The organism is Blastococcus sp. PRF04-17 (assembly GCF_023016265.1).
Taxonomy (GTDB): domain Bacteria; phylum Actinomycetota; class Actinomycetes; order Mycobacteriales; family Geodermatophilaceae; genus Blastococcus_B.
This window is the reverse complement of the sequence record NZ_CP095412.1, coordinates 738,534-760,940: the sequence shown is the minus strand read 5'-3', so window position 1 is coordinate 760,940 and position 22,407 is coordinate 738,534. Positions and strand designations below refer to the sequence as shown.

At 73.6% G+C, this 22,407-nt stretch carries 22 protein-coding genes and 1 pseudogene; 5 read left to right on the top strand and 18 right to left on the bottom strand.

The features are described from left to right. Nucleotides 1-4 precede the first annotated feature (4 nt). Complete coding sequence (locus tag MVA48_RS03845; protein ID WP_246986006.1) at nt 5-889, top strand: alpha/beta hydrolase; 885 nt, start codon at nt 5-7, stop codon at nt 887-889. After that, nucleotides 886-1,179 carry a hypothetical protein gene (locus tag MVA48_RS03840; RefSeq protein ID WP_246986004.1) on the top strand — a complete coding sequence of 98 codons (294 nt, stop codon included), beginning with the start codon at nt 886-888 and terminating at the stop codon, nt 1,177-1,179. The genes MVA48_RS03845 and MVA48_RS03840 overlap by 4 nt, the downstream gene beginning before the upstream one ends. Here MVA48_RS03840 and MVA48_RS03835 read toward each other — a convergent pair. Continuing rightward, nucleotides 1,154-1,798, bottom strand: a complete 645-nt coding sequence (locus MVA48_RS03835) for a lysophospholipid acyltransferase family protein (protein ID WP_371821215.1) — start codon at nt 1,796-1,798, stop codon at nt 1,154-1,156. The two genes, MVA48_RS03840 and MVA48_RS03835, sit on opposite strands and share 26 nt — an antisense overlap. 461 nt (nt 1,799-2,259) lie before the next feature. Between MVA48_RS03835 and MVA48_RS03830 the strand changes: the two genes are divergently transcribed. Further along, the gene (locus MVA48_RS03830; protein WP_246986002.1) at nt 2,260-3,114 is read left to right on the top strand and encodes a hypothetical protein; all 855 of its coding nucleotides are present in this window, start codon (nt 2,260-2,262) and stop codon (nt 3,112-3,114) included. Nucleotides 3,115-3,124: 10 nt separating this feature from the next. Here MVA48_RS03830 and MVA48_RS03825 read toward each other — a convergent pair whose 3' ends face one another. The 4 genes from MVA48_RS03825 to MVA48_RS03810 all read right to left on the bottom strand — a co-directional run bounded on the left by MVA48_RS03825 (nt 3,125) and on the right by MVA48_RS03810 (nt 7,926). After that, nucleotides 3,125-5,299, bottom strand: coding sequence for an intein-containing Rv2578c family radical SAM protein (locus MVA48_RS03825; RefSeq protein ID WP_246986001.1), 2,175 nt, complete (start codon nt 5,297-5,299; stop codon nt 3,125-3,127). A gap of 66 nt (nt 5,300-5,365) precedes the next feature. After that, complete coding sequence (locus MVA48_RS03820) at nt 5,366-5,929, bottom strand: dihydrofolate reductase family protein (protein WP_246985998.1); 564 nt, start codon at nt 5,927-5,929, stop codon at nt 5,366-5,368. A gap of 421 nt (nt 5,930-6,350) precedes the next feature. Beyond that, complete coding sequence (locus MVA48_RS03815; protein ID WP_246985996.1) at nt 6,351-6,836, bottom strand: Lrp/AsnC family transcriptional regulator; 486 nt, start codon at nt 6,834-6,836, stop codon at nt 6,351-6,353. Continuing rightward, entirely contained in the window at nt 6,811-7,926 is a 1,116-nt protein-coding gene (locus MVA48_RS03810) for a M24 family metallopeptidase (RefSeq protein WP_246985994.1), read from the bottom strand. The genes MVA48_RS03815 and MVA48_RS03810 overlap by 26 nt, the downstream gene beginning before the upstream one ends. A 109-nt stretch (nt 7,927-8,035) precedes the next feature. Here MVA48_RS03810 and MVA48_RS03805 point away from each other — a divergent pair, with 109 nt between their 5' ends. Further along, nucleotides 8,036-8,962, top strand: a complete 927-nt coding sequence (locus tag MVA48_RS03805) for a 5'-3' exonuclease (protein WP_246989054.1) — start codon at nt 8,036-8,038, stop codon at nt 8,960-8,962. Here MVA48_RS03805 and MVA48_RS03800 read toward each other — a convergent pair. From MVA48_RS03800 to MVA48_RS03745, 12 genes and pseudogenes are all read right to left on the bottom strand, one after another. Then, nucleotides 8,959-9,291, bottom strand: a complete 333-nt coding sequence (locus MVA48_RS03800; protein ID WP_246985992.1) for a DUF4333 domain-containing protein — start codon at nt 9,289-9,291, stop codon at nt 8,959-8,961. The genes MVA48_RS03805 and MVA48_RS03800 overlap by 4 nt on opposite strands. Then, the gene (locus tag MVA48_RS03795; protein WP_246985991.1) at nt 9,276-9,989 is read right to left on the bottom strand and encodes a DUF4333 domain-containing protein; all 714 of its coding nucleotides are present in this window, start codon (nt 9,987-9,989) and stop codon (nt 9,276-9,278) included. Before MVA48_RS03795 ends, MVA48_RS03800 begins: the two co-directional genes overlap by 16 nt. Before the next feature lie 111 nt (nt 9,990-10,100). Beyond that, a complete protein-coding gene (locus tag MVA48_RS03790) occupies nt 10,101-10,760 on the bottom strand; it encodes a hypothetical protein (protein ID WP_246989052.1) in 660 nt (219 codons plus the stop codon). Between the two features lie 335 nt (nt 10,761-11,095). Beyond that, the gene (locus MVA48_RS03785; RefSeq protein ID WP_246985989.1) at nt 11,096-12,946 is read right to left on the bottom strand and encodes a DEAD/DEAH box helicase; all 1,851 of its coding nucleotides are present in this window, start codon (nt 12,944-12,946) and stop codon (nt 11,096-11,098) included. 10 nt (nt 12,947-12,956) lie between these two features. Further along, the gene (locus tag MVA48_RS03780) at nt 12,957-13,892 is read right to left on the bottom strand and encodes a diacylglycerol kinase family protein (RefSeq protein WP_246985987.1); all 936 of its coding nucleotides are present in this window, start codon (nt 13,890-13,892) and stop codon (nt 12,957-12,959) included. Nucleotides 13,893-13,900: 8 nt separating this feature from the next. After that, the gene (tatC, locus tag MVA48_RS03775; RefSeq protein ID WP_246985985.1) at nt 13,901-14,800 is read right to left on the bottom strand and encodes a twin-arginine translocase subunit TatC; all 900 of its coding nucleotides are present in this window, start codon (nt 14,798-14,800) and stop codon (nt 13,901-13,903) included. 22 nt (nt 14,801-14,822) lie between these two features. After that, nucleotides 14,823-15,185 carry a Sec-independent protein translocase subunit TatA gene (gene tatA / locus MVA48_RS03770; protein WP_246985983.1) on the bottom strand — a complete coding sequence of 121 codons (363 nt, stop codon included), beginning with the start codon at nt 15,183-15,185 and terminating at the stop codon, nt 14,823-14,825. A gap of 74 nt (nt 15,186-15,259) precedes the next feature. Continuing rightward, the gene (locus MVA48_RS03765) at nt 15,260-15,454 is read right to left on the bottom strand and encodes a hypothetical protein (RefSeq protein WP_246985981.1); all 195 of its coding nucleotides are present in this window, start codon (nt 15,452-15,454) and stop codon (nt 15,260-15,262) included. Between the two features lie 59 nt (nt 15,455-15,513). After that, complete coding sequence (locus MVA48_RS03760) at nt 15,514-17,553, bottom strand: SpoIID/LytB domain-containing protein (protein WP_246985979.1); 2,040 nt, start codon at nt 17,551-17,553, stop codon at nt 15,514-15,516. A gap of 84 nt (nt 17,554-17,637) precedes the next feature. Continuing rightward, on the bottom strand, nt 17,638-18,036 hold the full coding sequence (locus tag MVA48_RS24475; protein ID WP_441300211.1) for a hypothetical protein: 399 nt from the start codon (nt 18,034-18,036) through the stop codon (nt 17,638-17,640). Nucleotides 18,037-18,057: 21 nt separating this feature from the next. Further along, nucleotides 18,058-18,528 (bottom strand): annotated as a pseudogene (locus tag MVA48_RS24470) (WYL domain-containing protein); the annotation flags it as partial. Between the two features lie 102 nt (nt 18,529-18,630). Then, nucleotides 18,631-19,623, bottom strand: a complete 993-nt coding sequence (locus tag MVA48_RS03745) for a helix-turn-helix transcriptional regulator (RefSeq protein ID WP_246985977.1) — start codon at nt 19,621-19,623, stop codon at nt 18,631-18,633. Between the two features lie 123 nt (nt 19,624-19,746). On the opposite strand from MVA48_RS03745, the gene MVA48_RS03740 reads away from it, so the two are divergent. After that, the gene (locus MVA48_RS03740) at nt 19,747-20,946 is read left to right on the top strand and encodes a DUF3866 family protein (RefSeq protein ID WP_246985975.1); all 1,200 of its coding nucleotides are present in this window, start codon (nt 19,747-19,749) and stop codon (nt 20,944-20,946) included. On the opposite strand, the gene pafA is transcribed toward MVA48_RS03740, so the two are convergent. Next, the gene (gene pafA / locus MVA48_RS03735; protein WP_246985973.1) at nt 20,930-22,288 is read right to left on the bottom strand and encodes a Pup--protein ligase; all 1,359 of its coding nucleotides are present in this window, start codon (nt 22,286-22,288) and stop codon (nt 20,930-20,932) included. The genes MVA48_RS03740 and pafA overlap by 17 nt on opposite strands. Nucleotides 22,289-22,407: the final 119 nt, after the last annotated feature.

Sequence of the window (22,407 nt, the reverse complement as noted above, 5' to 3'; positions counted from 1 at the left end):
CCTAATGAGCTGGCAGATGTCCGCGGTGGGGCTGGTGCTCCGGGCGACGCGCAAGCGCGCCTTCGCGACTGCGGAGAGGGGACGACGCCGGATCGCGCAGCCGAAGGTCGAGGCGCCGCCGCCCCGGAAGCTGACCGCCCGGCACGAGGTGACGCAGCGGACCGTGGGCGGGTTCCCGGTGTGGACGGTCCGCCCGCGCACCGGGTCGGGACGTGCCGCGGTGTACCTGCACGGCGGGGCGTACATCGCCGGCATCACGCCGCAGCACTGGGCGCTGATCGGGCGGCTGGCCGATGCCGGCGTGCGGGTGGAGGTGCCGCTGTACGGCCTGGCGCCGCAGCACAGCTACCGGGAGGCCTACGCGTTCGCGCACGAGGTCTACGCGCAGCTGGCGGCGGAGAACCCGGAGGAGGGCATCGCGCTGGTCGGCGACTCCGCCGGCGGCGGGCTGGCGCTCGGCCTCGCGCAGGAGCTGATCGGCGATCCGCACCTGAGCCGGGTGGTGCTGATCTCGCCGTGGCTGGACCTGACCCTGAGCCACCCGGACCTCGCGACCATCGAGGACCCGTGGCTGGCGACGCCGGGGCTGCACGAGGCGGCGGCGGCGTGGGCGGACGGCGACGACCCGACGGCGCCCCGCCTGAGCCCGGGCAACGGCCCACTGGAGGGCCTGCCGCCGACGACCGTGCTGGTCGGGACCCGCGAGCTCTGCCTGCCCGACTCCACCGACTTCGTCGCGGCCGCGCGCAAGGCAGGCGCCGAGGTGGAGATCGAGGTCGTCGAGGGCGCGCTGCACGTGTACCCGCTGCTGCCCGCGCCGGAAGGGGCCGAGGGCACGCGGCGGGTGGTCGCAGCGGTCACCGCGGGAGCACCGACGCGGCCGAGGTGACCGCGCTGGCGGTCAACGTGGCGGTCCCCGAGCCGCTCCGGTGGACCGAGGTCCGTCGCGGCGAGGAATTTCTCCTGACGACCCGCAACGTGCGGCTGCTGCCGGACGGGCATCTCGCCGCCAAGGCCTACGGCCGGCCGGTCGCCGGCGGGCGAGGCGCGTACGTCTCGTTCCGCGTGCCCGACCGCCCGGAGCTGGCGGCGCTGGTGACGGAGGCGGCCGATCGCGCGGGGCAGCTGTGGAGCGCACACCGCGGTCTGGAACTCAGCGGCGGGCGACCAGGCCCTTGAGGCGGGCGAGCGGCGACTTCTTGACGACCTTGGGCCCCTTGCCGGCGGCGCGGACGGCGTCGGCGACAGCGGCCTCCTCGGGCGTCGGCGCGGTGCCGCCGAGGTGGACGGGGAGCCACCAGCGGTCCTCCGGCCCGGACGGCTGCTCGGGGTAGGTCCGCTGGGCCTCGTCCAGCAGCGCCTCCATCGCCGCGCGGGTGCGCCGGAGCAGGGCCTGGGGCTTCTCCCCCGGCTCGGCGACGATCGGCTCGCCGAGGAGCACCAGCACCGGGGTGCCGCGGCGCCACTGCACCTTGTGTCCCTTGGTCGCCACGCGCTGCCCGCCCCAGACGGCCGCCGGGATGATCGGGACGCCGGCCTGGACGGCCATGCGCGGGGCGCCGGCCTTGAGGTCCTTGACGGTGAAGCTGCGGCTGATCGTCGCCTCCGGGAAGACGCCGACGACCTCGCCGTCCTTGAGCGCGCGGACGGCCAGGTCGAACGCGGCGGCGCCGGCCGTGCGGTCGACGGGGATGTGCTGCATCGCCCGCATGAACCTGCCGGCGAACCAGTGGTCGAAGACGGCGGCCTTCGCCATGAACCGGACGAGGCGGTGCTGCGGCAGGGCGCCCAGGCCCAGGAAGGTGAAGTCGAAGAAGCTGACGTGGTTGCTGCAGATGATCGCGCCGCCGCTGGCGGCACGTGCTCGGCACCGCGGACGTCGAAGCGGAAGCCGAAGAGCCGGAACACCACCAGGCAGGCGCGGATGACGAACCGGTAGGGGCGGTCGCGCCGGACCGGGGTCTTCCCGAAGAGGTCCGGGCGGACGACGTCCCGCCAGCTGGCCGTGTACATGGGCGGAATCTAGCCGGTGAGCCTGCGAGCCGCCTGGGCGGACATCGGGGAGGAACCGTTATCCCCAACTCGCAATCGCCCAGACCGGGACCCTGCGGTCCCGCTGCTCCCCCTCGTCACCCTGCAACCGCACCGCCGGCTCCCGCGATTATTGCGATGCCGCCCGGAGGGCGGCGGGCCTTGTCTTCGGCAGGTGACGCCGAAATCGGGGCGACTTGATGTTGGGGATAACGGTAGTGTTCCGTCATGCGAGGTGGATGGCAGCAGCCGCTGCCCGACATGCCGGCCCCGCCGCCGGCCCGCGCCTGGCGGCGGTTGGATGCCCCTCCGGGCTACGAGGCCCAGTGGCGCCGGCTCGGGGAGGCCGCACTCGAGCTAGGCCTGGGGCCGGAGCAGTTGGGCGAGACGGGGCTCGAACCGTTGGCCGCGGCGCGGGGCTGGAAGCCGGCGACGGTGGCGCTGTACAGCAAGGTCGCCCGCTACGGCGGGATCGCGCTGCCGGCCGCGCCGACGCCCGAGCCGGACCCGCCGGAGCTGGACCTCCGGGCCCTCACGCAGATCCGCAGCGAGGACCCGGAGCACCTGCGGGCGGTCGCCTGGTGCGCCATCGCCCTGGGCTGGCCGGCGCCGATCGCGTCGTTCCGGTCACTGCGTCGCGACCAGGTACGGGCTACTACCCGCCGGCTCCTGATCTCCACCGACGACGGCGACTGGACGGTGCCGGGTGCGCTGACCGCCTGGCACGCCTGGGAAGCGGTGCGCTCGCGCTTCCCCGCCCTGGCCGCGAGCGCGTGGGTGCTGCCGGCGCTGCGCCGCGGGCCCGGCTTCGACTCGCAGATCGGCGGCCGGTTGTCGAACCAGGCGCTGCAGACCACGTTCGCCAAGCACGCCAGGCGCACGGCGCAGCACCTTCGGGCCACGGCTCCGCCGTCGCAGCGGGAGCACGCCGAAGCGCTGGCGCTGGCCTATCGCGAGCTCTCCTACGACTCCTACCGCCGGCTGGCGCTGGCCGACGGAGCGCCACCGGTGTCCCCGCGCGGAGTCGTCCGCGCCGCCCGCGCCCACGCACGGATCTCACGGACGCCGCGCCTGGCCGGTTGACACGCCCGACCTAGAGCAAGGAGAGCTGCTCCGCGCACGCGGCGGCCGGCTCGACCTGGGCATGCGCCGGGAGTTCGCCCTTGGGCCGGACGCCCGGCAGGCCGCCGGTGGGAAGGCTGCCCTCCGGGAAGCGAGCCTCCTCGTCGCCGGGCACGCCTGCCGTGCCGGGGTCGGACGCGCCACGGGCAGTGCCGCCGGACTGGCGGTCGAGCCCGTGCCGTCGCAGCAAGGGCGTCACGCGCTGCTGGAGCCAGGTGCGGTACTCGGCGGACACGTATGCGCGGCGGGCGTACATCTGCTCGTACCGCGGGACCAGGCTCGGGTGTTCCCGGCGCAGCCAGGCCATGAACCACTCCCGCGCCCCGGGGCGCAGGTGCAGCGGGATGACCGTGACCCCCGTGGCGCCCGCCGTGGCGGTCGCGGCCAGCGCCGCGTCGAGCGACTCGACGTCGTCGGTGAGGCCGGGCAGAACCGGAGCGAGGAAGACCCCGCATGGCAGGCCGGCGTCCGTCGCCGCCTTCACGACGTCCAGCCGCGCGCGGGGTGTGGGGACCCCTGGCTCGAGCGCCTCGTGCAGGGCGTCGTCCCAGATCGCCATGGAGATCCCCAGCCCGACCGGCACATCCGTCGAGACCGAAGCCAGCAGCGGGATGTCCCGCCGCAGCAAGGTGCCTTTCGTCAGGATCGAGAACGGCGTGCCGGAGTCGGCCAGCGCCCGGATGACACCGGGCATCAACCGGTAGCGGCCCTCGGCCCGCTGATACGGATCGGTGTTCGTGCCGAGCGCCACATGCTCCCGCGTCCAGGACGGACGGGCCAGCTCACGGCGCAGCACCTCGACGAGGTTCGTCTTGACGACGATCTGCGTGTCGAAGTCCTGCCCGGAATCGAACTCCAACCATTCATGGGTCCGCCGGGCGAAGCAGTTGTGGCTGATCACCCCGTTGGCGATGAAGTCGCCCGTGCCAGTGGTGATGTCGAACATCGGCATCTCGATGCCGAGCGGCTCGATGCTGGTCACACGTAGATCGGCGTCGCTCTTCACCGCTGTTCCGGCGACCTGGCACTTCCGACGGATTGCCGGGTCGACCAGGTGCACGAAGCGCATGTGCTCGCGCAGGCCGCCGCGCACCCGCAGCGAGATCAGGCCGTTCGCCAGCCGCAGGTCTTCGCGCGCCACATCGAATCCGAAGCGCTGCAGCGCAGCAGACGCCTGTCCGAGGATGTCGCCATCGGTGTTGGAAATCCGGAGGACGCCTTGGCTTCGACTGCCCTCGGCATCGAAGATGCCGGCGAGGAACCCTCGCTGCCAGGCCTCGGTCGGTGCGTCCGGCCACTGGATCAGCTCGCCGATACGTGCAACTGACGCCGCGGATGACGTTCGGATCGCTGTCACGGCCCGGCGCTTGTCCGTCGCCGCCGTGAAGTCGAACCAGTCGGTCGCGACGCCTTCCAGCGCCAGGTAGTCGTGGGTGCGCTGCAGACCCTCCACGTCGGCCAGGGCCAGGCGGAACCGGTGGACGTCTCCATGTGCGCGGCCGGCACTCTGGTATCGGTACACCTTGAGATTGGCGTCGCCGCGCACCATGCCGGTGAGGTAACCGCGGCGGTACTGGTCGCACGGCTCGAGCGAGGCGACGGTTCGGCCGAAGCCCAGCATCTTGTCGTTGGTGGTCAGGTACGGCCGCTGATCGGCCCCGCTCATCGCGCCGGTGACGTGCTTCCAGCCGCGCCCGGTCAGGAAACGGTGGTCCCCGCTCGCGACGAGTCGAGTTCCGTCCCCGAGCGTGACTCGGTACGCCTCCTTCACCGTCGACCAGTGTGCGAGGACGTCCGTCTCGACGTAGTGCCGATATCTCCCTCGCTGTTCGGTACCGATGATGCGATCACCGACACGAAGGTCGGCGATCTTCCTCTGCGAGCCGTCCGCCAGCAGGACCTGCGTGTCCCCGGACAGGCAGTAGACGCAGGAATGGATGCATCCGCGGTACGGATTGATGGTGTACGGGAATGGCATCGCCGATTCGCCGGGCACGTGGTTCAGCGCGCTCTTCGCCCGCACCTCGTGGAACGTGACGCCCGGGAACTCCGGCACCTGAACGCTGCGCAGCAAGCCCCGGATGCTCGGCATGCCGGGCAACGTCGTCGGATCGTCGACGTCCAGCCGCTGCGCATCCCACCGCATGCCTTCGATACGAACACACGTTCGAAGCGATGTCCAGTGCGCAGGCCAACGACCTGCGGTTGGCGGTCAGCGCCTGGTCTCGTACCTGGTCAGGAGCACGCCGTCGGGGAACGTCCGGGTCTCGACCAGCCGCAGGTCCACCCACTCGTCCAGAGCCGTGAAGAACGGCGTGCCGCCGCCGACCAGCACCGGCGCAGTGACCAGCACGTACTCGTCGATCAGCCCGGCCCGCATCGCCGCCGCAGCGAGCGTGGAGCCGACGATGTCCATCGGGCCGCCGTCCTCGGCCTTGAGCCGGGTGATCTCCGCGACCGCGTCGCTGCTGACCAGGCGGGCGTTCCCGTCGACCCTGCGGATCGTGGAGGAGAACACCACCTTCGGCATCTCCCGCCAACGACGGGCGTACTCGACGTGCGCCGGTGTGGCGTCCGGCTGCTGGTCGGCCGTCGGCCAATGGGAGCTCATCCCCTCCCACACCCTGCGCCCGTACAGCGCCAGGCCGGTCGCTCCCACCCGGTCGGACCAGTACTGGAACAGCTCGTCGCTCGGGACGCTCCAACCGAGGTCGTCGCCGGGCGCGGCGGTGTAGCCGTCCAGGCTCACGTTCATGGCGAAGGCCAGCTTCCGCATCGCGTCAATCTCCCGGGAGTCGGTATTCGGCGTTCAGACCCGCACGGCGCGGATGAATCATCGGTCAGGCCACCGCGTCCGGGTCGGGAACGAGGTCGGCGCGCACCAGCACGACTTCGTGGGCCCGCGAGCGCATGGGTGTCGGTGAGCGAGCGCAGCCCGAACGCGCGAACGGCGGCGGATGTCTGCGACAGGTAGGCGACCAGCCCTCGTCGTGCCTCGGCCGCCGCTCCGAACCGACCACCGCCACGGCGCGGGCGTGCCGGCGCTCCCCCGCCAGCCACAGGTCCACCTCGGCGGGCGTGCGCAGGTTCTGCCACTGACCGTCAGCCGCCGGCCGAGCCGCCGTCCCAGGCGGGTGCCCGGCAGCCGGCGCAGCACGGGATTGGCCAGCCGGTTGGTCATCCAGAACGGGGACCTCTCAGATCGGCGGGCGGTCCTCGTAGAACGTGGACAGCACCACCGTCGTCCGCGTGGTGACGTTGGCCGCCGCCCGGATCTCCTGCAGCAGCGCCTCGAGGCCGTCGGGCGACGCCACCCGCACCTTGAGGATGTAGCTCTCCACCCCGGCGACCGAGTGGCACTCCTCGATCGCGCTGAGGTGGGCCAGCCGTGCGGGGGCGTCGTCGGGCTGGGCGACGTCGATCGGCGTGATCGACACGAACGCCGTCAGCGGCAGGCCGAGCGCCTTGGGCTGCAGCATCGCCCGGTAGCCGGTGATCAGACCGCGCTGCTCCAGGCGCCGCACCCGCTGGTGCACCGCGGACACCGACAGACCGACCCGCTCCGCGAGGTCGGTGTAACTGGCGCGCCCGTCACGGGCGAGGGCAGCCAGCAGCGCACGGTCGACGTCCCTGGCAGCCGGCGCCTCGCCGCCCGGCTCAGCCGGGGAGTTCGACGAGCTCACGCGGGCCCTCGTTGAGCGTGCGGACGCCGTCCTCGGTGCAGACGACGATGTCCTCGATGCGGGCGCCGCACTCGCCGGCCAGGTAGATGCCCGGCTCGACGGAGAACGCCATGCCCGGCACCAGCGGGATGTCGTTCCCCGCGACGATGTAGGGCGCCTCGTGGGTGTCGAGGCCGATGCCGTGGCCGGTCCGGTGGATGAAGTGCTTCCCCCAACCGGCCTGGTCGATCACGTCCCGGGCGGCCGCGTCGATCGCCTCGGCGGTCACCCCTGGGCGGACGGCAGCGCTCGACGCCGCCTGGGCGGTCTGGAGCACCGCGTACCACTCGGCGACGGCCGGGCTCGGCGGTCCGCCGACGACGTAGGTCCGCGTGCAGTCCGACCGGTAGCCGGTCGCCGTCTCGCCGCCGATGTCGACCACGACGACGTCCCCGGCCTCGACCACCCGGTCGGAGAGCTCGTGGTGCGGGCTGGCGCCGTTGGGACCGGACCCCACGATGGTGAAGTCCACGCCCACGTGACCCTCCTCGAGGATCGCCCGGGCGATGTCGGCACCGACCTCGGCCTCCGTCCGGCCCACCTTCAGCATCGAGTGCATCCGCGCGTGCACCCGGTCGATCGCGGCGCCGGCGAACGCCAGCTCCTCGATCTCGGCGGCCGACTTCACCATGCGCAGCCGGTCGACGACCGGGGCGGCCAGCTCGAGCGCGGAACCCGGGAGGGCCCGCTGCACCCCCAGCGCGTGCTCCGCCCACGTGCGGTTGCCGACCGCCACCCGTGCCGGCGCCGATCCCAGCCGTGCGGTGACGGCCCCGGCCAGCACGGCGAAGGCGTCGTCCGTCTCGTCCCAGGCGAGCACCTCGAGACCGAGTCCGCCGGCGGGGCTCACCTCCACCATCGGCGCCTCCAGCCGCGGCACGACCAGGAACGGCTCGCCGCGACGCGGCACCGCGAGCGCGGTCAGCCGCTCCATCGCATGGGCGTCGTAGCCGCACAGGTAGCGCAGGTCCGACCCGGGCGTGAGGACCAGGAGGTCGACGCCTGTCTCCTCGGCGATCTCCCGGGCGGCGTGCACGCGGTCGATGGTCACGAGCTCACCGCTCGAAGAGGTAGCCGTTGCCACAGGCGCAGACTAGTCAGGGCGGACGACGATCTCCGCACACGTCGCCGGACCGCTACCGTCCGCCACCGTGACGACAATGCTCCTGGACGCCGCCAGCCTCTACTTCCGTGCCTTCTACGGCGTCCCGACCAGCATCACCACGCCCGACGGCCGGCCGATCAACGCCGTCCGCGGCTTCCTCGACATGACCGCCCGGCTGCTGTCCGCGCACCGCCCGGACCGGCTGGTGGCCTGCTGGGACGACGACTGGCGGCCGGCCTTCCGGACCGAGGCCCTGCCCTCGTACAAGGCGCACCGGCTGGCGCCGGACGGGTCGGAGGAGACCGTCCCCGACGAGCTGAGCCCGCAGGTGCCGATCCTGGTCGACGTCCTGGCCGCCGCCGGGATCGACCGCGTCGGGGCACCCGGCTACGAGGCCGACGACGTCATCGGCACCCTCGCCACCCGCGCCGGACGCCCGGTCGACGTCGTCACCGGTGACCGCGACCTGTTCCAGCTGGTGGACGACGCGGCCGGCATCCGCGTGCTCTACACCGCCCGCGGCATCGCCGACATCGAGACCGTCGACGAGGCCGTCGTGACCGCCAAGTACGGCATCCCGGGCCGGGCCTACGCCGACTTCGCCGTCCTCCGCGGCGACCCCAGCGACGGCCTGCCCGGTGTGGCCGGGGTCGGCGCCAAGACCGCGGCGGCGCTGATCAACGAGTTCGGCAGCCTCGCCGGGATCCGCGAGGCGGTCGCGCGGACCGTGGTGGCCAAGCCGCCGCTCACCGCCGCGGTGCTGAAGAAGATGCACGCGGCGTCGGCCTACCTCGACGCCGCACCCGTCGTCGTCGCCGTCGCCAAGGACATCGACCTGCCACCGGTCGAGGGCCACCTGCCCGAGGCGCCCGCCGATCCCGTTGCGCTGGTCGAGCTCGCGGCCGAGCACGGGCTGGAGTCGTCGGTCAAGCGGCTCGGCGCGGCCCTGGGCTGGTCCGCCGAGGCGGTCCGGCTGGACTAACGGGGGAAGGACGTCCACCAGCGGTAGTCGAACTCCTCCTCCGGGTCCGCGATCTGGATCTCGACGTACACCTCGTCCCCGTCAGGGGTGACACCGTCGCACGGGTGCACCTCGCCGGAGCCGGTCGGCATCTCGTCCGGGCAGTCCAGGTCGACGGCCACGCCGTGCTCGGCCTGGAACTGGGCGGCGACGTCGCGCTCGACCTCTGCGGCGTCCAGGTCCTGCGGCTGCCGGAGCAGCCAGGCGACGACGGCCAGGGCGGCGGCAAGGCTGACGAGGGCGACCCCTGCACCGGCGAGGATCCGGGTACGGCTCAGGGCTCGGTCCACGTGTAGGCGGCCGAGTCCTCGTCCTCGATGCGGATCTCCAGGGTGACGTCCTCGCCGTCGGCGGTCGTCCCCGTGCACTCGTAGGTCTTGCCCGAGTCGACGGTCATCTCCTCGTCGCAGCTCAGGTCGATCGGAACGCCCTCGCGCTCCTCGAACTGCGCCGCCACGTCGCGCTCGACCGCTGCCGGGTCGAGCACCGTGGACTGCAGCGTCAGAACGCCGACCACCACCCCGGCGATCACGAGCAGGATGACGGCGGTGACCGCCGCGATCAGCCCGACCTTCGACTTCTGCGGCGGGGCCGGGGGCTGCTGCCACGGCTGGCCGGACTGCGGCTGACCGTAGGGCTGGACGGACGGCGACCGGCCGTACGAGGGCGGGCCGTACTGCGGCTGCCCGTACGCAGGCTGCCCGTGCGGAGGCTGCCCGTGCGGAAGCTGCCCGTGCGGAGGCTGCCCGTACGGAGGCTGCCCGTGGGAAGGCTGCCCGTAGGAAGGCTGGGACGCCGGCGACGACGGCTCGCCGTAGGACTGCGAGGCCTGGCCGTACGGCCGCGTGGGTCCCTGCCACGGCGCGGCGGGCGGCTGCTGGACCGGCTGCTGGACCGGCTGCTGTGGCCGCTCGAAGGACGGCGCCGGCTGCGTCGCGTGCCGGTCCGGGTCCTCGTGCTCTCCGCTGCCCTGGGGCGGGTACGTCATCGTCGTTCCCCGTTTCGGTCGTCGTCGGTCCGGTGGCCCCGCGACGACCGGTCACGGGGCGCTGGCATTGTGCCTCACCTGGAGGCCGAGCAGGCCGCAGCGAATCGCTGGTCAGCCGCCGACGGCGACCGCCACGACGCCGCGCCGCACGCGGTCGACGGCCGCCCGCGCCACCCGTGCCACCGGTTCCTCGGCGACCTTGGCCAGCTGGTCGAGCAGGTCGATGAGCTGCCGGGCCCACCGGACGAAGTCGCCGCCGGAGAGCTCGGTGCCGGCCTGCTCTGCGCCGGCGAGCACCCGGTCGAGGCTCTGCCCGTCGGCCCAGCGGTACGCGGCCCAGGCGAAGCCGAGGTCGAGGTCGCGGGTGACCGGCACGCCGTGATCGGCCTCCACCTCCTGCAGGCGGAGCCGGATGCGCCGCATCTCGCCGATCGCCGCCGCGACCTTGCCCGCCGGCACCGCGGGGAGCGACGGGTTGTCCCGCCGCGCCTCGAAAACGACCGTCGACGTCACGGCGGCCAGTTCGGCCGGCGTCAGACCGCGCCAGGTGCCCTCGCGCAGGCACTCGGCGACCAGCAGGTCGGCCTCGGACCAGATCCGCGACAGCCGCCGTCCGTCGTCGGTGACGACCGGCACGTCGTCCAGCGCCCCGACGACCTCCGTGTCGGCCGGCACCAGGGGCGCGGCCTCCGGCACCAGGTAGCCGAGCTCCTCGAGGACGTCGCAGGTCGCGTCGAACTGACGGGTCAGGGAGCCGGTCCGCTCGGTCATCTTCCGCTGCAGCGCGTCGGCCTCGCGCACCGAGCGCAGCCACCGCTCGGCGACCCGGACCCGTTCCTCGCGGTCGGGCAGCTGGTGCACGGGGTGGCGCCGCAGGGCGTCCCTCAGGTCGGCCAGCACCGGGTCGTCCGCGGCGGCCGACCGGTGCTTGACCCGTCGCGCGCCCAGGTCGTTCTCCACGCGGGCGTTGCGCAGGGTCGCGGCGAGGTCGCGGCGGGCGTGCGGGCTGCGGTGGTTGAAGTTCTTCGGCACGCGCACGCGAGCCAGCGCCGTCACCGGCGTCGGGAAGTCGACGGCGGCCAGCCGGCCGGCCCACTTGTCCTCGGTCACCACCAGCGGGCGGGGGTCGGCGAGGTCGGTGATGCCGGGGTCGAGGACGACGGCCAGCCCCTGCCGGCGGCCCGTCGGCACCCGGATGACGTCGCCGGGGCGCAGCGCGGCGAGGGCGTCGGCGGCCTCCATGCGGCGCTTGGCCTGCGAGTCGCGGGAGAGCTCCTTCTCGCGGTCGGCGATCTCGCGCCGCAGCAGCGCGTACGCGCCGACGTCGCCGCGGTCGGAGTGCATCTCCTTCGCCGCCCGCGCCGCCTCCTGCTCGTGCCTGGCCGCGGCGCGGGCCAGCCCGACGACCGACCGGTCGGCCTGGAACTGCGCGAAGGAGCTCGCCAGCAGCTCGCGGGCGCGGGCCCGGCCGAACGAGCTGACCAGGTTGACCGCCATGTTGTAGCTGGGCCGGAACGACGAGCGCAGCGGAAAGGTCCGGGTGCTCGCCAGGCCCGCGACGGCGGCGGGGTCGACTCCCGGCGACCAGACGACCACCGCGTGCCCCTCGACGTCGATGCCCCGGCGCCCGGCGCGGCCGGTGAGCTGGGTGTACTCCCCCGGCGTGATGTCGACGTGCGCCTCGCCGTTCCACTTGACCAGCCGCTCCAGGACGACGCTGCGGGCCGGCATGTTGATGCCCAGGGCGAGGGTCTCCGTCGCGAACACCGCCTTGACCAGGCCGCGGACGAAGCACTCCTCGACGGTCTCCTTGAACGCCGCACCAGGCCCGCATGGTGCGCCGCGAGCCCGGCGAGCAGGCCCTCGCGCCACTCCCAGAAGCCCAGGACGTGCAGGTCCTCCTCCAGCAGCGAGCCGGTGCGCCGGTCGATGATCTCGGCGATCTCGGACCGCTCGAACTCGTCGGTCAGCCGCAGGCCGGACAGCAGGCACTGGTGGACGGCGGCGTCGCAGCCGTTGCGGCTGAACACGAAGGTGATCGCCGGCAGCAGACCGGCGTTGTCGAGCCGGGTGACGACGTCGGAGCGGGCCGGCGGGCGGTAGCGCGGCCGGTGCGAGTCGTCGCGGCGCCGCGAGCCGGGGCCGCCGCCGTGCCAGGAGTCGATCCGGCGCTCGTGCTCGCGGACGAAGCGCACCAGCTCGGGGTCGACGACGGAGGTGCCGCGCTCGCGCGTGGACAGCTCGCGGGGGCCGGTCCCCTGCTCGGCGGCGTGCGCGGCGGGCCGCAGCGAGAACAGGTCGAACACCCGGTTGCCGACGAGCATGTGCTGCCAGAGCGGCACCGGCCGGACCTCGCTGACGACCACGGTCGTGTGGCCGCGGACGGTGACCAGCCATTCGCCGAACTCCTCGGCGTTGCTCACCGTCGCCGACAGCGAGACCAGGGTGACCGACTGCGGGAGGTGGATGATCACCTCTTCCCACACCGCGCCGCGGAACCGGTCGGCGAGGTAGTGCACCTCGTCCATGACGACGTAGCCCAGGCCGTCGATCGCCGGCGACTCGGCGTAGAGCATGTTCCGGAGGACCTCGGTGGTCATCACGACCACGGGGGCGTCGCCGTTCACCGCGTTGTCGCCGGTCAGGAGGCCGACCTTGTCGGACCCGTACCGCTCGACGAGGTCGGCGTACTTCTGGTTGGACAGCGCCTTGATCGGGGTGGTGTAGAAGGCCTTGCGCCCCTCGGCCAGGGCCTTGTGGATCGCGAACTCGCCGACGACGGTCTTGCCCGCACCGGTCGGCGCGCAGACGAGGACGCCCGACCCCTGCTCCAGCGCCTCGCATGCCTCGACCTGGAACGGGTCGAGGGAGAACCCGAGTTCGGCGGTGAAGTCCGCCAGGGTGGGGTGGGCGGTCCGCCGCCGGGCAGCCGCGTACCGCTCAGCGGGGCTGGACATGCCGCCCACGTTAGGCGCGCGGAACCGGATCGGCTCGCGCCGCCCCCTGGACCCGGCGTGCCCCCAGCACGTGCAAGGCACCCGGGACGCATTCCGCGACCGCTGGGAGCGGCGCCACCGGCTCGCCGTCGGCCCAGGTCGTCACGCCGGGCGAGCTCAGCTCGACCCGGGCGGCGCGGTGGACCGTCACCGAGCGGTGCTCGACGTGGGTGCCCAGGGTCAGCAGCGGCTTGGTGCGGATCAGCTCGAGCCGGCTGGTGGCCCCCACGACGGTGACGTCGAACAGCCCGTCGGTGGGGTCGGCGCCCGGGCAGACCTTCAGGCCGCCGCCGTACCAGGCGGTGTTGCCCACGGCGACCATGGTCACCGGCACGGTCTGCGACTCGCCGTCCAGCGTGAGGACGACCTCGCGGGGGCGCAGACGGGCGAGCTCGGCGAGCACGGCGACGTCGTAGCGGCGGCGGCCGGGGGGCCAGCGCAGCCGGTTGGCGCGGTCGCTGACCGCCGAGTCGAAGCCGCAGCAGAGCACGGTCGCCCACCAGCGGTCCGCGGTCCGCCCGGCGTCGACGGTCGTCGTCCGGCCGCCGGCCAGGTCCGCCGCGGCGGCCCGCGCTGCCGCCGCCGGTTCCGCCGGGATGCCGAGCGCGCGCACCAGGTCGTTGCCCGTGCCGGCAGGAACGACGGCCAGCGGGGTGGGCGTCCCGGCCACCGCCTGCAGTGCGGCGTGCACGGTGCCGTCACCGCCCACGGCCACCACGGCGACGGCACCGTCCGCGACCGCCTCGGCCGCCTGCCGCTCACCTTCGGCCCCGGACGTGGCCGGCAGCAGGCGGGCGCGGAACCCGGCGTCGCCGAACGCCCGGAGGACCTCGCCGGCGACGGTGCCGGCGCGGCCGCGCCCGGCCGCGGGACTGGCCAGGACGACGACGTCCGCTGTGCTGCCCACGGCCCGGCTCAGCGGCGGAGGGACGGCGCGTCGTCGAGGGACGACGGTCGCGCGTCGAGCGGCGAGGCCTCGTCGTCCCCCAGGTCGTGGAAGTGCTCGAGCGCCTCGCGCCGGGCTCGCCGCTTGTCGACGACGCGGGCCACCTGGATCGCCAGCTCGAAGAGCAGGATCATCGGTCCGGCCATGGCGAGCATCGTGAACGGGTCCTGGGTCGGCGTGACGAACGCGGCGAACACGATCGTCAGGAAGAAGATCCAGCGGCGGGACCGCTTCAGCGTCTGGTAGCTCAGGACACCGACCAGGTTGAGCGCGACCGCGACGAGCGGCAGCTCGAGGGACAGCCCGAAGGCGACGAGCAGGCTGATCACGAAGCTCAGGTACAGCGGCGCGGTGAGTTGGAAGGCGACCTCGTCGCCGGCCAGGCGCAGCAGCAGCTCCAGGCCCCTGCGCAGCGTCACCCAGGCGAGCAGCGTGCCGGCGGCGAACATCAGCGTGGAGGCGACGACGAAGCCGATCGTGTAGCGCTTCTCGTTGCGCTTGAGCCCGGGCGTGATGAACGCCCAGAGCTGGTAGAGCCAGAACGGCGCCGACAGGCCGATACCGGCGATGAAGGCGATCTTGAGCCGCAGCAGGACCCCGCCGAAGACGTCGAGCACGACGAGCTTGCAGTTCCCGTCGCCGTCGAGCCGCAGGTCGGCGGGCACCGCGCAGTAGGGCTCGGTGAGGAAGGCCAGCAGGCCCTTGTCGTACCAGATGAAGCCGACGACGGTGCCGATCGCGATGAAGAAGAGCGCCTTGGCGATGCGGTTGCGCAGCTCGGTCAGGTGGGCGACCAGGCTCATCGTCGCCTCGGCGTCCCGCGGCGGGCGTCGTCGCCTCAGCCGCGGCCGCCGGCCGGCCTCGTTCACCGTCGTCCTGCCTGCGGAGAGGTCAGCGGGGACCGTCGGTCACGCGGCTCTGCTCGGCCTGCGCGCGCAGCTCGGCGGCACGCGCCTCGGCCACGCGGGCCTCCTCGTGCAGCTTGGCCGTCAGGTCCCCCGACGCGGTGGTCCTGGGGGGTGTGGCGGGAGCGACGATCTCGCCCCGCACGGGGGCGGTCTGCGCGGCGTCCTTGGTGCGGACGCCCTGGGCCGCCGAGGAACCCGCGTCGTCGTCCTTCATGCCCTTCATCTCGCCCTTGAAGATGCGCAGCGAACGACCGAGCGAGCGGGAGGCGTCCGGCAGTTTCTTGTAGCCGAAGAGCAGGAGGATCGCCAGGACGATCAGGGCGATCTCCAGCGGGCCGAGGTTCACTGGTCCTCCAGGAGTGGGTGGCAGGGGCCGATGCTACGCCGGAAGGTGTTCGTGCCCGGGGCCGAACACGGACGTCACCGGCGGTCGGCGCCCAGTTCTGCGGCGCGAGCCGCGGTCGCCTGGGCCTGCTCGGCCAGGGGACGCACCTCGCGGTCCACCGCCTCGAGCTCCCGCCCCAGCCGGCCGAACGCGCCGAACAGGAGGAACGCGACGACGCCGAGGACCACGAGGGCGAGCACGACCACGACCGCGGCGACGACCCAGACCACGGGGCGACCTTAGCCCGGTGTGGCCCGGACGGCCCGGACGGCCCAGTCGGCCCGACCGGTCAGCCCAGGAGGCCGCCGGCGCTGCGCCAGGTGGAGGTGGCACCGTCGGTGATGTTCACCCACAGCGCGTTGTCCCGGCCACGCACGAAGGCCCACACCTCGCCGGTCCCCTGCTCCGTCAGCGCGACCGCGGACGTCGCCGTTCCGCCGACGTCGACGACCCGCCCGTCGCCCCAGACCTCGCGGACGCTCTGCCCGTTGCTGACGGCGAGCGCCCGGACGTTCGCCGCCCACCACGTGGTGGCGCTGGCCCCGGGGGCGAAGCCCGAAGGGCGTCCGGTGCTGGTCCACGCACCGAGCGGCGTGGCACCGGTGCCGGACACCGCTCGGGTCCAGACCACCCCGTCGGTCCCGACCACCGACACCCGGTAGGTGCCGTCGGCCAGCACGTCGACCGCCGGGGCGGAGACCGCCTGCCCGCCCGCACTCCGGAAGGCCGACCACCCCGAATTGTCGAAGGACCGCACGTACACCTGGCCGTTCGTGCCGCGCCCGGCGATCAGCAGCCGCCGGTTGCCGAGCGATGCCACCGTGACGGCGGTCGTGAACGTCCCGCCCACGTAGTCCCACGGGGCGAACGTGGTGGGCCGGCCGTTGCTGTCCACGACGGTCGAGGTGTGGTACAGGTGCCGGTCGGTGCCCACCGCGAAGACCTCGATCCGCCGGCCGTCCCAGCTCACCGCGGACGGACCCGTCGACGCGGTGAACGGGATGCGCTGCCACGGGCTGAACGCGGTCGCCGTGCCCGTACTGGCGTAGATCGATCCGTTGGTGCCCCGGACGAACGCGACCACGGTGCCGAGGTTGGTCCTTGCCGCGGCCACGTGGACCGGGGAGATGTCCGACTGCGTCGGATCGACGACCGGCCCCACGGAGAACCAGTCGGACCGCAGGCCCAGCGCCGTCCGGAACTCCAGGCCGCTGACCGTCACGGCGCGGGTCGACCCCGTCACGCGCACGGTGAGGACCCGGCCACCGTCGGCGCCCAGGCCGTTGCGGCTGAGGACCTGGATGGCCTGCAGCGTGCCGACCCCGAAGGCGGCGGAGATCTGCGCCCGGGTCACCGTGGTCGACCAGTTGTGGTACGGGGAGACGACGTCCCCGGCGTCCACCACGGCGGGGAAGGTGCCGCCGGCCGTCCATCCACCGCTCGACGACGAGAACTCGGTCCGGGCGACCTGCCCGTTGAGGGTCCGCACGTCCCCGGCGGTGTCGGCGACGGCCCGGTTCGTCCGGGCGTCCTCGAGCGAGGAGCCGTTCAGCCCGGCACCCCCGTAGACCTGGCACGTGGTGGTGTCGCAGGTCTTGGCGTAGGCGGTGCGGTTCTCCCCCTGGGCGTAGGACCGCGCGGCCACCGCCTGGGCGCGCAGCGCGTTGATCCCCGCGCCGTCCCCCCAGGTCGCCGGGGCCTCGCGCGGGACCACCCCGCGCAGGTACTCCTCCATGGGCAGCCGGTTCACCGTGCGCAGCGCCGACCCGTCCCAGACGAGCGAGAGGGTGCCGCGATACGCCCGTGCCTCGGGGGCGCACAGCGTCAGCATCCGGCGCACGTCGTCGCCGGGCGCGGCGAGCGTCGCGAACGTGGGCGTCGTGATCCGGACGCTGCCCGTGGCCGTGCCCGTGCAGGAGGTCCGCGTGCTCAGCTGCCACGAGCCGTCGGCGTTCCGGCTCACGACGCCCGCCGTGCCGGCGGCGAGCTGGCGGCCACCGACGGTGAACGTCTGCCCCGAGGTGACGGCGAGGGTGCGGTTGTCCATGGCGATCAGGCGCACGATGATCGCGGGGTTCCCGATGTCCCCCGCCGCCGTGTTGCCGTAGAAGTGCGCCAGGATCTGCTGGTGGGTCCAGCCGGACCGGGTGGCGTACCCGTAGGCGCCCCACTGCGACAGACCGCGGCCGTGGCCGAACCCGTGCCCGGTGATCGTGACGTCGCCCGGCGCCGCCTGCGCCGCCGGTGCGCCCACCACGAGGAACGAGGCCGCCGCCATCGCCGCCACCACCGCGGCGAGCAACCGCCTCCCGAACCGCGACCCGCCCATGGCCGTTCCCCCACGTCCCGAGTCCGCCCAGGATGGCCGCCCCGCACCGTGCCGGACAGGGCCCTGCGGCCCTTCCGCCGCTGCCTAGGACCCCGAGCGGACCGGCCGGGTGGGTTCGACGCCGTAACGAGCCAGCGCGCCGCGGGCCGCGGCGGCGACCTGCCGGGCCAGTTCGGCGGGTTCGTCGACGAGCGCGTCCCCGCCGAGGGAGGCGACCAGCCGACGGGCCCAGGCGAGGTCCTCGGTGCGGACGGTGACCGCCAGCCCGCCCGGCGGGTCGTCGACGGCGGCGACCGAGTCGACCGGGTAGTAGTCGGCGACCCAGCGGGCGCTGCGGGACAGCCGGAGCCGGACCTCGGGAGACCGCGGGTCGGGCTGGTAGACCCCGTTGTGGACGTCGCGCTCGTGTGCCTGCGGCGGCGGGGCGGCGGGCTCGTCGAGGACGACGACGTCGTCGACGCGGTCGAGGCGGAACAACCGCACGCCCTCGGCCCGGCGGCACCAGGCCTCGAGGTACCACTTGCCGTCGACGAGCAGCAGCCGCATGGGGTCGACGTCCCGCTCCGTGCGCTCGTCGCGGGTGGGCACGTAGTAGGTGAGGTGCAGGGCCCGCTTGCGTTCGAGGCCGTCACGGACGACGGCGAGCGCCTCCTCGCGGGCGTCGACGCTGACGGCCACCGGGGTGACCCGGTCGGCAGCGTGCCCCGCGGCGGCCGACACCTTGGCCAGCGCGCGGCTGACCGCCTCCCGCTCGGCCAGGCCGGGCAGCTCCAGCAGCGTCCTGAGCGCGACGACGAGGGCGACGGCCTCGTCGGTGTTCAACCGGAGCGGGCGCACCATGCCGGCGGTGAAGGTGACCCGGACGCGATCGCCCTCGAAGGACAGGTCGATCAGGTCGCCGGGGCCGTAGCCGGGCAGGCCGCACATCCACAGCAGCTCCAGGTCGTTGCGCAGCTGACGCTCCGCTACGCCGAAGTCGCGGGCCGCCTCCGCGAGCGCGACACCCTCGGGCCGGGCGGTGAGGTACGGGACGAGGGGCCAGCAGCCGCGTCATGCGGTCGGTGGTGCCGGTGGCGGTCATACCGGCTCCTCCGCGGTCGCGCCGTCCATGGCGGCCAGCCGCGTGAGGCGCGCGATCACGGCCTCGCGCATCTCCTGCGGAGCCTCCACCAGGACGTCGGCCCCGTAGGAGGCCAGCTCGTCGGCCAATCGCCAGGGCTCGGTGGTGCGCAGCTCGAGGCGGTCGTCCCCGTCGTCCGCGGGGCCGAGCGGGGTGGCGTGCCTCCGGAGGCCGATGGCGGTCCCGGGGCGGGCCCGGACGACGACGAGCCGCTCCTCGCCGCCGACCTGACCGGCGACGATGCCGGCGAGGTCCACGTCGTCGGGCGGCTCGAAGGCGTTGGCCGGCCCGACGGCCCTGGGCGTGCCGACGACGCGGGAGAGCCGGTACTGCCGTGGTGCCTGCCGGTCGAGGTCGAGGCCGACGAGGTACCAGCGGCCGTGCCAGGCGACGACCCCCCAGGGTTGGACGTGCCGGCGGGTCGGGGCGTCCTCGTCGGGGCGCTGGTAGTCGAACTCGAGCCGGCGGCGGTCGCGGGCCGCGGCGTAGCACGGCTCGAACGCCGGTTCGCCGGCGTCCAGGCGCGGCTGCAGCGGGATGGCCCGGGCGGTGTCGACGTCGACGCCGGCCGCCTTGAGCTTCACGAGGGCGCCGTGCGCGGCACCGGCCAGGTGCGCGGACTCCCACAGCCGCAGGGCGAGGCCGACGGCGGCGGCCTCCTCGCCGGTGAGGGTGATCTCGGGCAGCTCGTAGTCGGCGCGGGCGATGCGGTAGCCGTCCTCGGTGTCGAAGACGCTGGTGCGCCCGGTCTCCAGCGGCACGCCCATCTCGCGCAGCTCCGCCTTGTCCCGCTCGAACATCCGCTTGAAGGCCTCGTCCGCGCGATCGGTGGCGTCGTCCGGCTCGTAACCCGGGACGGTCGCGCGGATGCGGGCGGCCGTCACGTACTGCCGGGTGCTGAGCAGGGCGATGACCAGGTTCACCAGTCGCTCCGCCCGCTTGGCCGCCATGTCGCCCAGGCTAGTCAGCCCCGCGCGGTGCGCTCCCCAGGCGTCCGTCGGCCCGGCCGCGGTGCAGGGGGCCGCGCCGAGCCTGCGGCGCACCGCGGGGATCGGGGTCCTTACGCTGCCTGCATGCCCTTCTCCGACTCCCCTCCCCCGCCCTCGCGCATCCGCTGGCGGCGCGGCCGGGTGACGGAGACCGGCCGCCGGGGCCGCGACACGCTCGAGCTGACCGTCGCGGTGCCGGACGAGGGCGACGTCCGGGCGCTGGCGTACCTGTCGGTCGTGGGCATGCCCGAGGTCGGGGACGACGTCCTGCTCAACACCACGGCCCTGGCCCAGGGGCTCGGGACGGGCGGCGTCGCGCTGGTCGTGGCCGTCCCGGACCGGTTGCCGCCGGACCCCTCCGGGCCCGGCCACCTGGTCAAGGCGCGGTACACGCCGCTGCAGGTGTCGGTCGCCGGCGTGGACGAGCAGGAGACCGAGCACCACGACCTGCTCGCCGAGGCCGACGAGCTGGGCGGCATGCCGGTGGTCGTGGCCGACCTGCACTCGGCGCTGCCGGCGGTGCTGATCGGCATGCTCGCCACCGATCCGGACCTCCGCGTCGCCTACGTGATGACCGACGGCGGGGCGCTGCCCGCGGCCTTCTCCAAGACGCTCGACGCGCTGGCCGCGTCGCTGGCCGGCGTGGTGACCGTCGGGCAGGCGTTCGGCGGCGACCTCGAGGCGGTCACCCTGCACACGGGACTGCTCGCGGCCCGGCACGTGCTGCGCGCGGACCTGGCGATCGTCACGCAGGGGCCCGGCAACCTGGGCACCGGGACGCCGTGGGGCTTCTCGGGCGTCGCCGCGGGCGAGGCGTGCAACGCGGTGACCGTGCTGGGCGGCGAGGCGATCGGGGCGCTGCGGATCTCCGACGCCGACCCGCGGCCGCGGCACCGCGGTGTTTCCCACCACTCGCTGACCGCGTTCGGCCGGGTGGCGCTGGGCGGGGTGACACTGGTCGCCCCCCGCGGGCTGAGTTCCGAGCTCGGTGGTCAGGTCGACGAGGACCTGGCCGGCCAGCCGCCCGCAACAAGGTCGTGTGGGTCGACACCGACGGCCTGGACGACGCGCTGGGCCTGTCACCGGTGCCCCTGCGCACGATGGGCCGCGGCTACCCCGAGGAGCGCGCCTACTTCCTGGCCGCCGCCGCGGCCGGTCGCTTCGCCGCGCTGCGCGTCCCGGTGCCCGAGGCGGACGCCGAGGAGGCACCGGCCGAGTCAGCGGAGTAGGACGGCGCGGAAAGCGCGCCCCTGCCACTCCGCTCGGCTCACATGCTGGCGATGAGCTTGTCGACGCGGTCGTCGACGGCCTTGAACGGATCCTTGCACAGCACGGTGCGCTGCGCCTGGTCGTTGAGCTTGAGGTGCACCCAGTCGACGGTGAAGTCGCGGCGCTTCTCCTGGGCGCGGCGGATGAACTCGCCGCGGAGCCGGGCCCGGGTGGTCTGCGGCGGGACGTTCTTGGCCTCGAAGATGCGCGGTTCGTGCGCGACCCGCTCGACGTGGCCCGCCCGCTCCAGCAGGTAGTACAGGCCCCGCCGACGGCTGATGTCGTGGTAGGCGAGGTCCATCTGGGCGATCCGCGGGTGGCTGAGCGGCAGGTCGCGCTTGGCGCGATACCGCTCGAGCAGGCTGTACTTGATCGCCCAGTCGATCTCGCGGTCGATGAGGCTGAGGTCCTCGGTGTCGACGGCCTTGAGGACGCGGCCCCACAGCTCGAGCATCTGCCGGTGTTCGGGGCTGCAGCCCTCGCGGTCGGCGAACTCCGCAGCCCGCGAGTGGTACTCGGACTGGATCTCCAGCGCAGACATCTCCCGGCCGCTGGCCAGCCGGACCTTGCGGCGTCCGCTCATGTCGTGGCTGATCTCGCGGATGGCCCGGATCGGGTTCTCCAGCGTCATGTCCTTGACCGGGACACCGGCTTCGATCATGCGCAGCACGAGGTCGGTCATCGTGACCTTGAGCAGCGTGGTCGTCTCGCTCATGTTGGAGTCGCCGACGATGACGTGCAGCCGCCGGTAGCGCTCCGCGTCGGCGTGCGGCTCGTCGCGGGTGTTGATGATCGGGCGGCTGCGCGTGGTGGCGCTGGAGACGCCCTCCCAGATGTGCTCGGCGCGCTGGCTCACGCAGTAGATGGCGCCGCGCGGCGTCTGCAGGACCTTCCCGGCGCCGACGACGATCTGCCGGCTGACGAGGAACGGGATGAGGACGTCGGCCAGTCGGCTGAACTCGCCGTGCCGACCGACCAGGTAGTTCTCGTGGCAGCCGTAGCTGTTGCCGGCGGAGTCGGTGTTGTTCTTGAACAGGTAGATGTCGCCGGTGACGCCCTCCTCGGCGAGCCGCTGCTCGGCGTCGACGAGCAGTCCTTCGAGGATCCGCTCGCCCGCCTTGTCGTGCACGACGAGCTCGGTGAGGTCGTCGCACTCGGCGGTGGCGTACTCGGGGTGGCTGCCGACGTCGAGGTAGAGGCGCGAGCCGTTGCGGAGGAAGACGTTGGAGCTGCGGCCCCAGGAGACCACCCGCCGGAACAGGTAGCGGGCGACCTCGTCCGGGGACAGCCGGCGCTGTCCCTTGAAGGTGCACGTGACGCCGTACTCGGTCTCGATGCCGAAGATCCGTCGGTCCACGGACCGAGCCTAGGCCGGATCACCGACAGCAGCCGCCTGCCGCGCGCCGATCGGGTCACGGTTGCGCGTCGGGCTACTGCTTCTCGTCGACCCGTCGGAGCAGTTCGTCGGCGGCCCGC

Coding starts and splice junctions, on each gene's coding strand:
- MVA48_RS03845 (WP_246986006.1), top strand. CDS start 5: ATGAGCTGGCAGATGTCCGCGGTGGGGCTGGTGCTCCGGGCGACGCGC.
- MVA48_RS03830 (WP_246986002.1), top strand. CDS start 2,260: ATGCGAGGTGGATGGCAGCAGCCGCTGCCCGACATGCCGGCCCCGCCG.
- MVA48_RS03825 (WP_246986001.1), bottom strand. CDS start 5,299: ATGCGGTGGGATGCGCAGCGGCTGGACGTCGACGATCCGACGACGTTG.
- MVA48_RS03820 (WP_246985998.1), bottom strand. CDS start 5,929: ATGCGGAAGCTGGCCTTCGCCATGAACGTGAGCCTGGACGGCTACACC.
- MVA48_RS03805 (WP_246989054.1), top strand. CDS start 8,036: ATGCTCCTGGACGCCGCCAGCCTCTACTTCCGTGCCTTCTACGGCGTC.
- MVA48_RS03795 (WP_246985991.1), bottom strand. CDS start 9,989: ATGACGTACCCGCCCCAGGGCAGCGGAGAGCACGAGGACCCGGACCGG.
- MVA48_RS03790 (WP_246989052.1), bottom strand. CDS start 10,760: ATGACCGAGCGGACCGGCTCCCTGACCCGTCAGTTCGACGCGACCTGC.
- MVA48_RS03785 (WP_246985989.1), bottom strand. CDS start 12,946: ATGTCCAGCCCCGCTGAGCGGTACGCGGCTGCCCGGCGGCGGACCGCC.
- MVA48_RS03760 (WP_246985979.1), bottom strand. CDS start 17,553: ATGGGCGGGTCGCGGTTCGGGAGGCGGTTGCTCGCCGCGGTGGTGGCG.
- MVA48_RS03745 (WP_246985977.1), bottom strand. CDS start 19,623: ATGGCGGCCAAGCGGGCGGAGCGACTGGTGAACCTGGTCATCGCCCTG.
- MVA48_RS03740 (WP_246985975.1), top strand. CDS start 19,747: ATGCCCTTCTCCGACTCCCCTCCCCCGCCCTCGCGCATCCGCTGGCGG.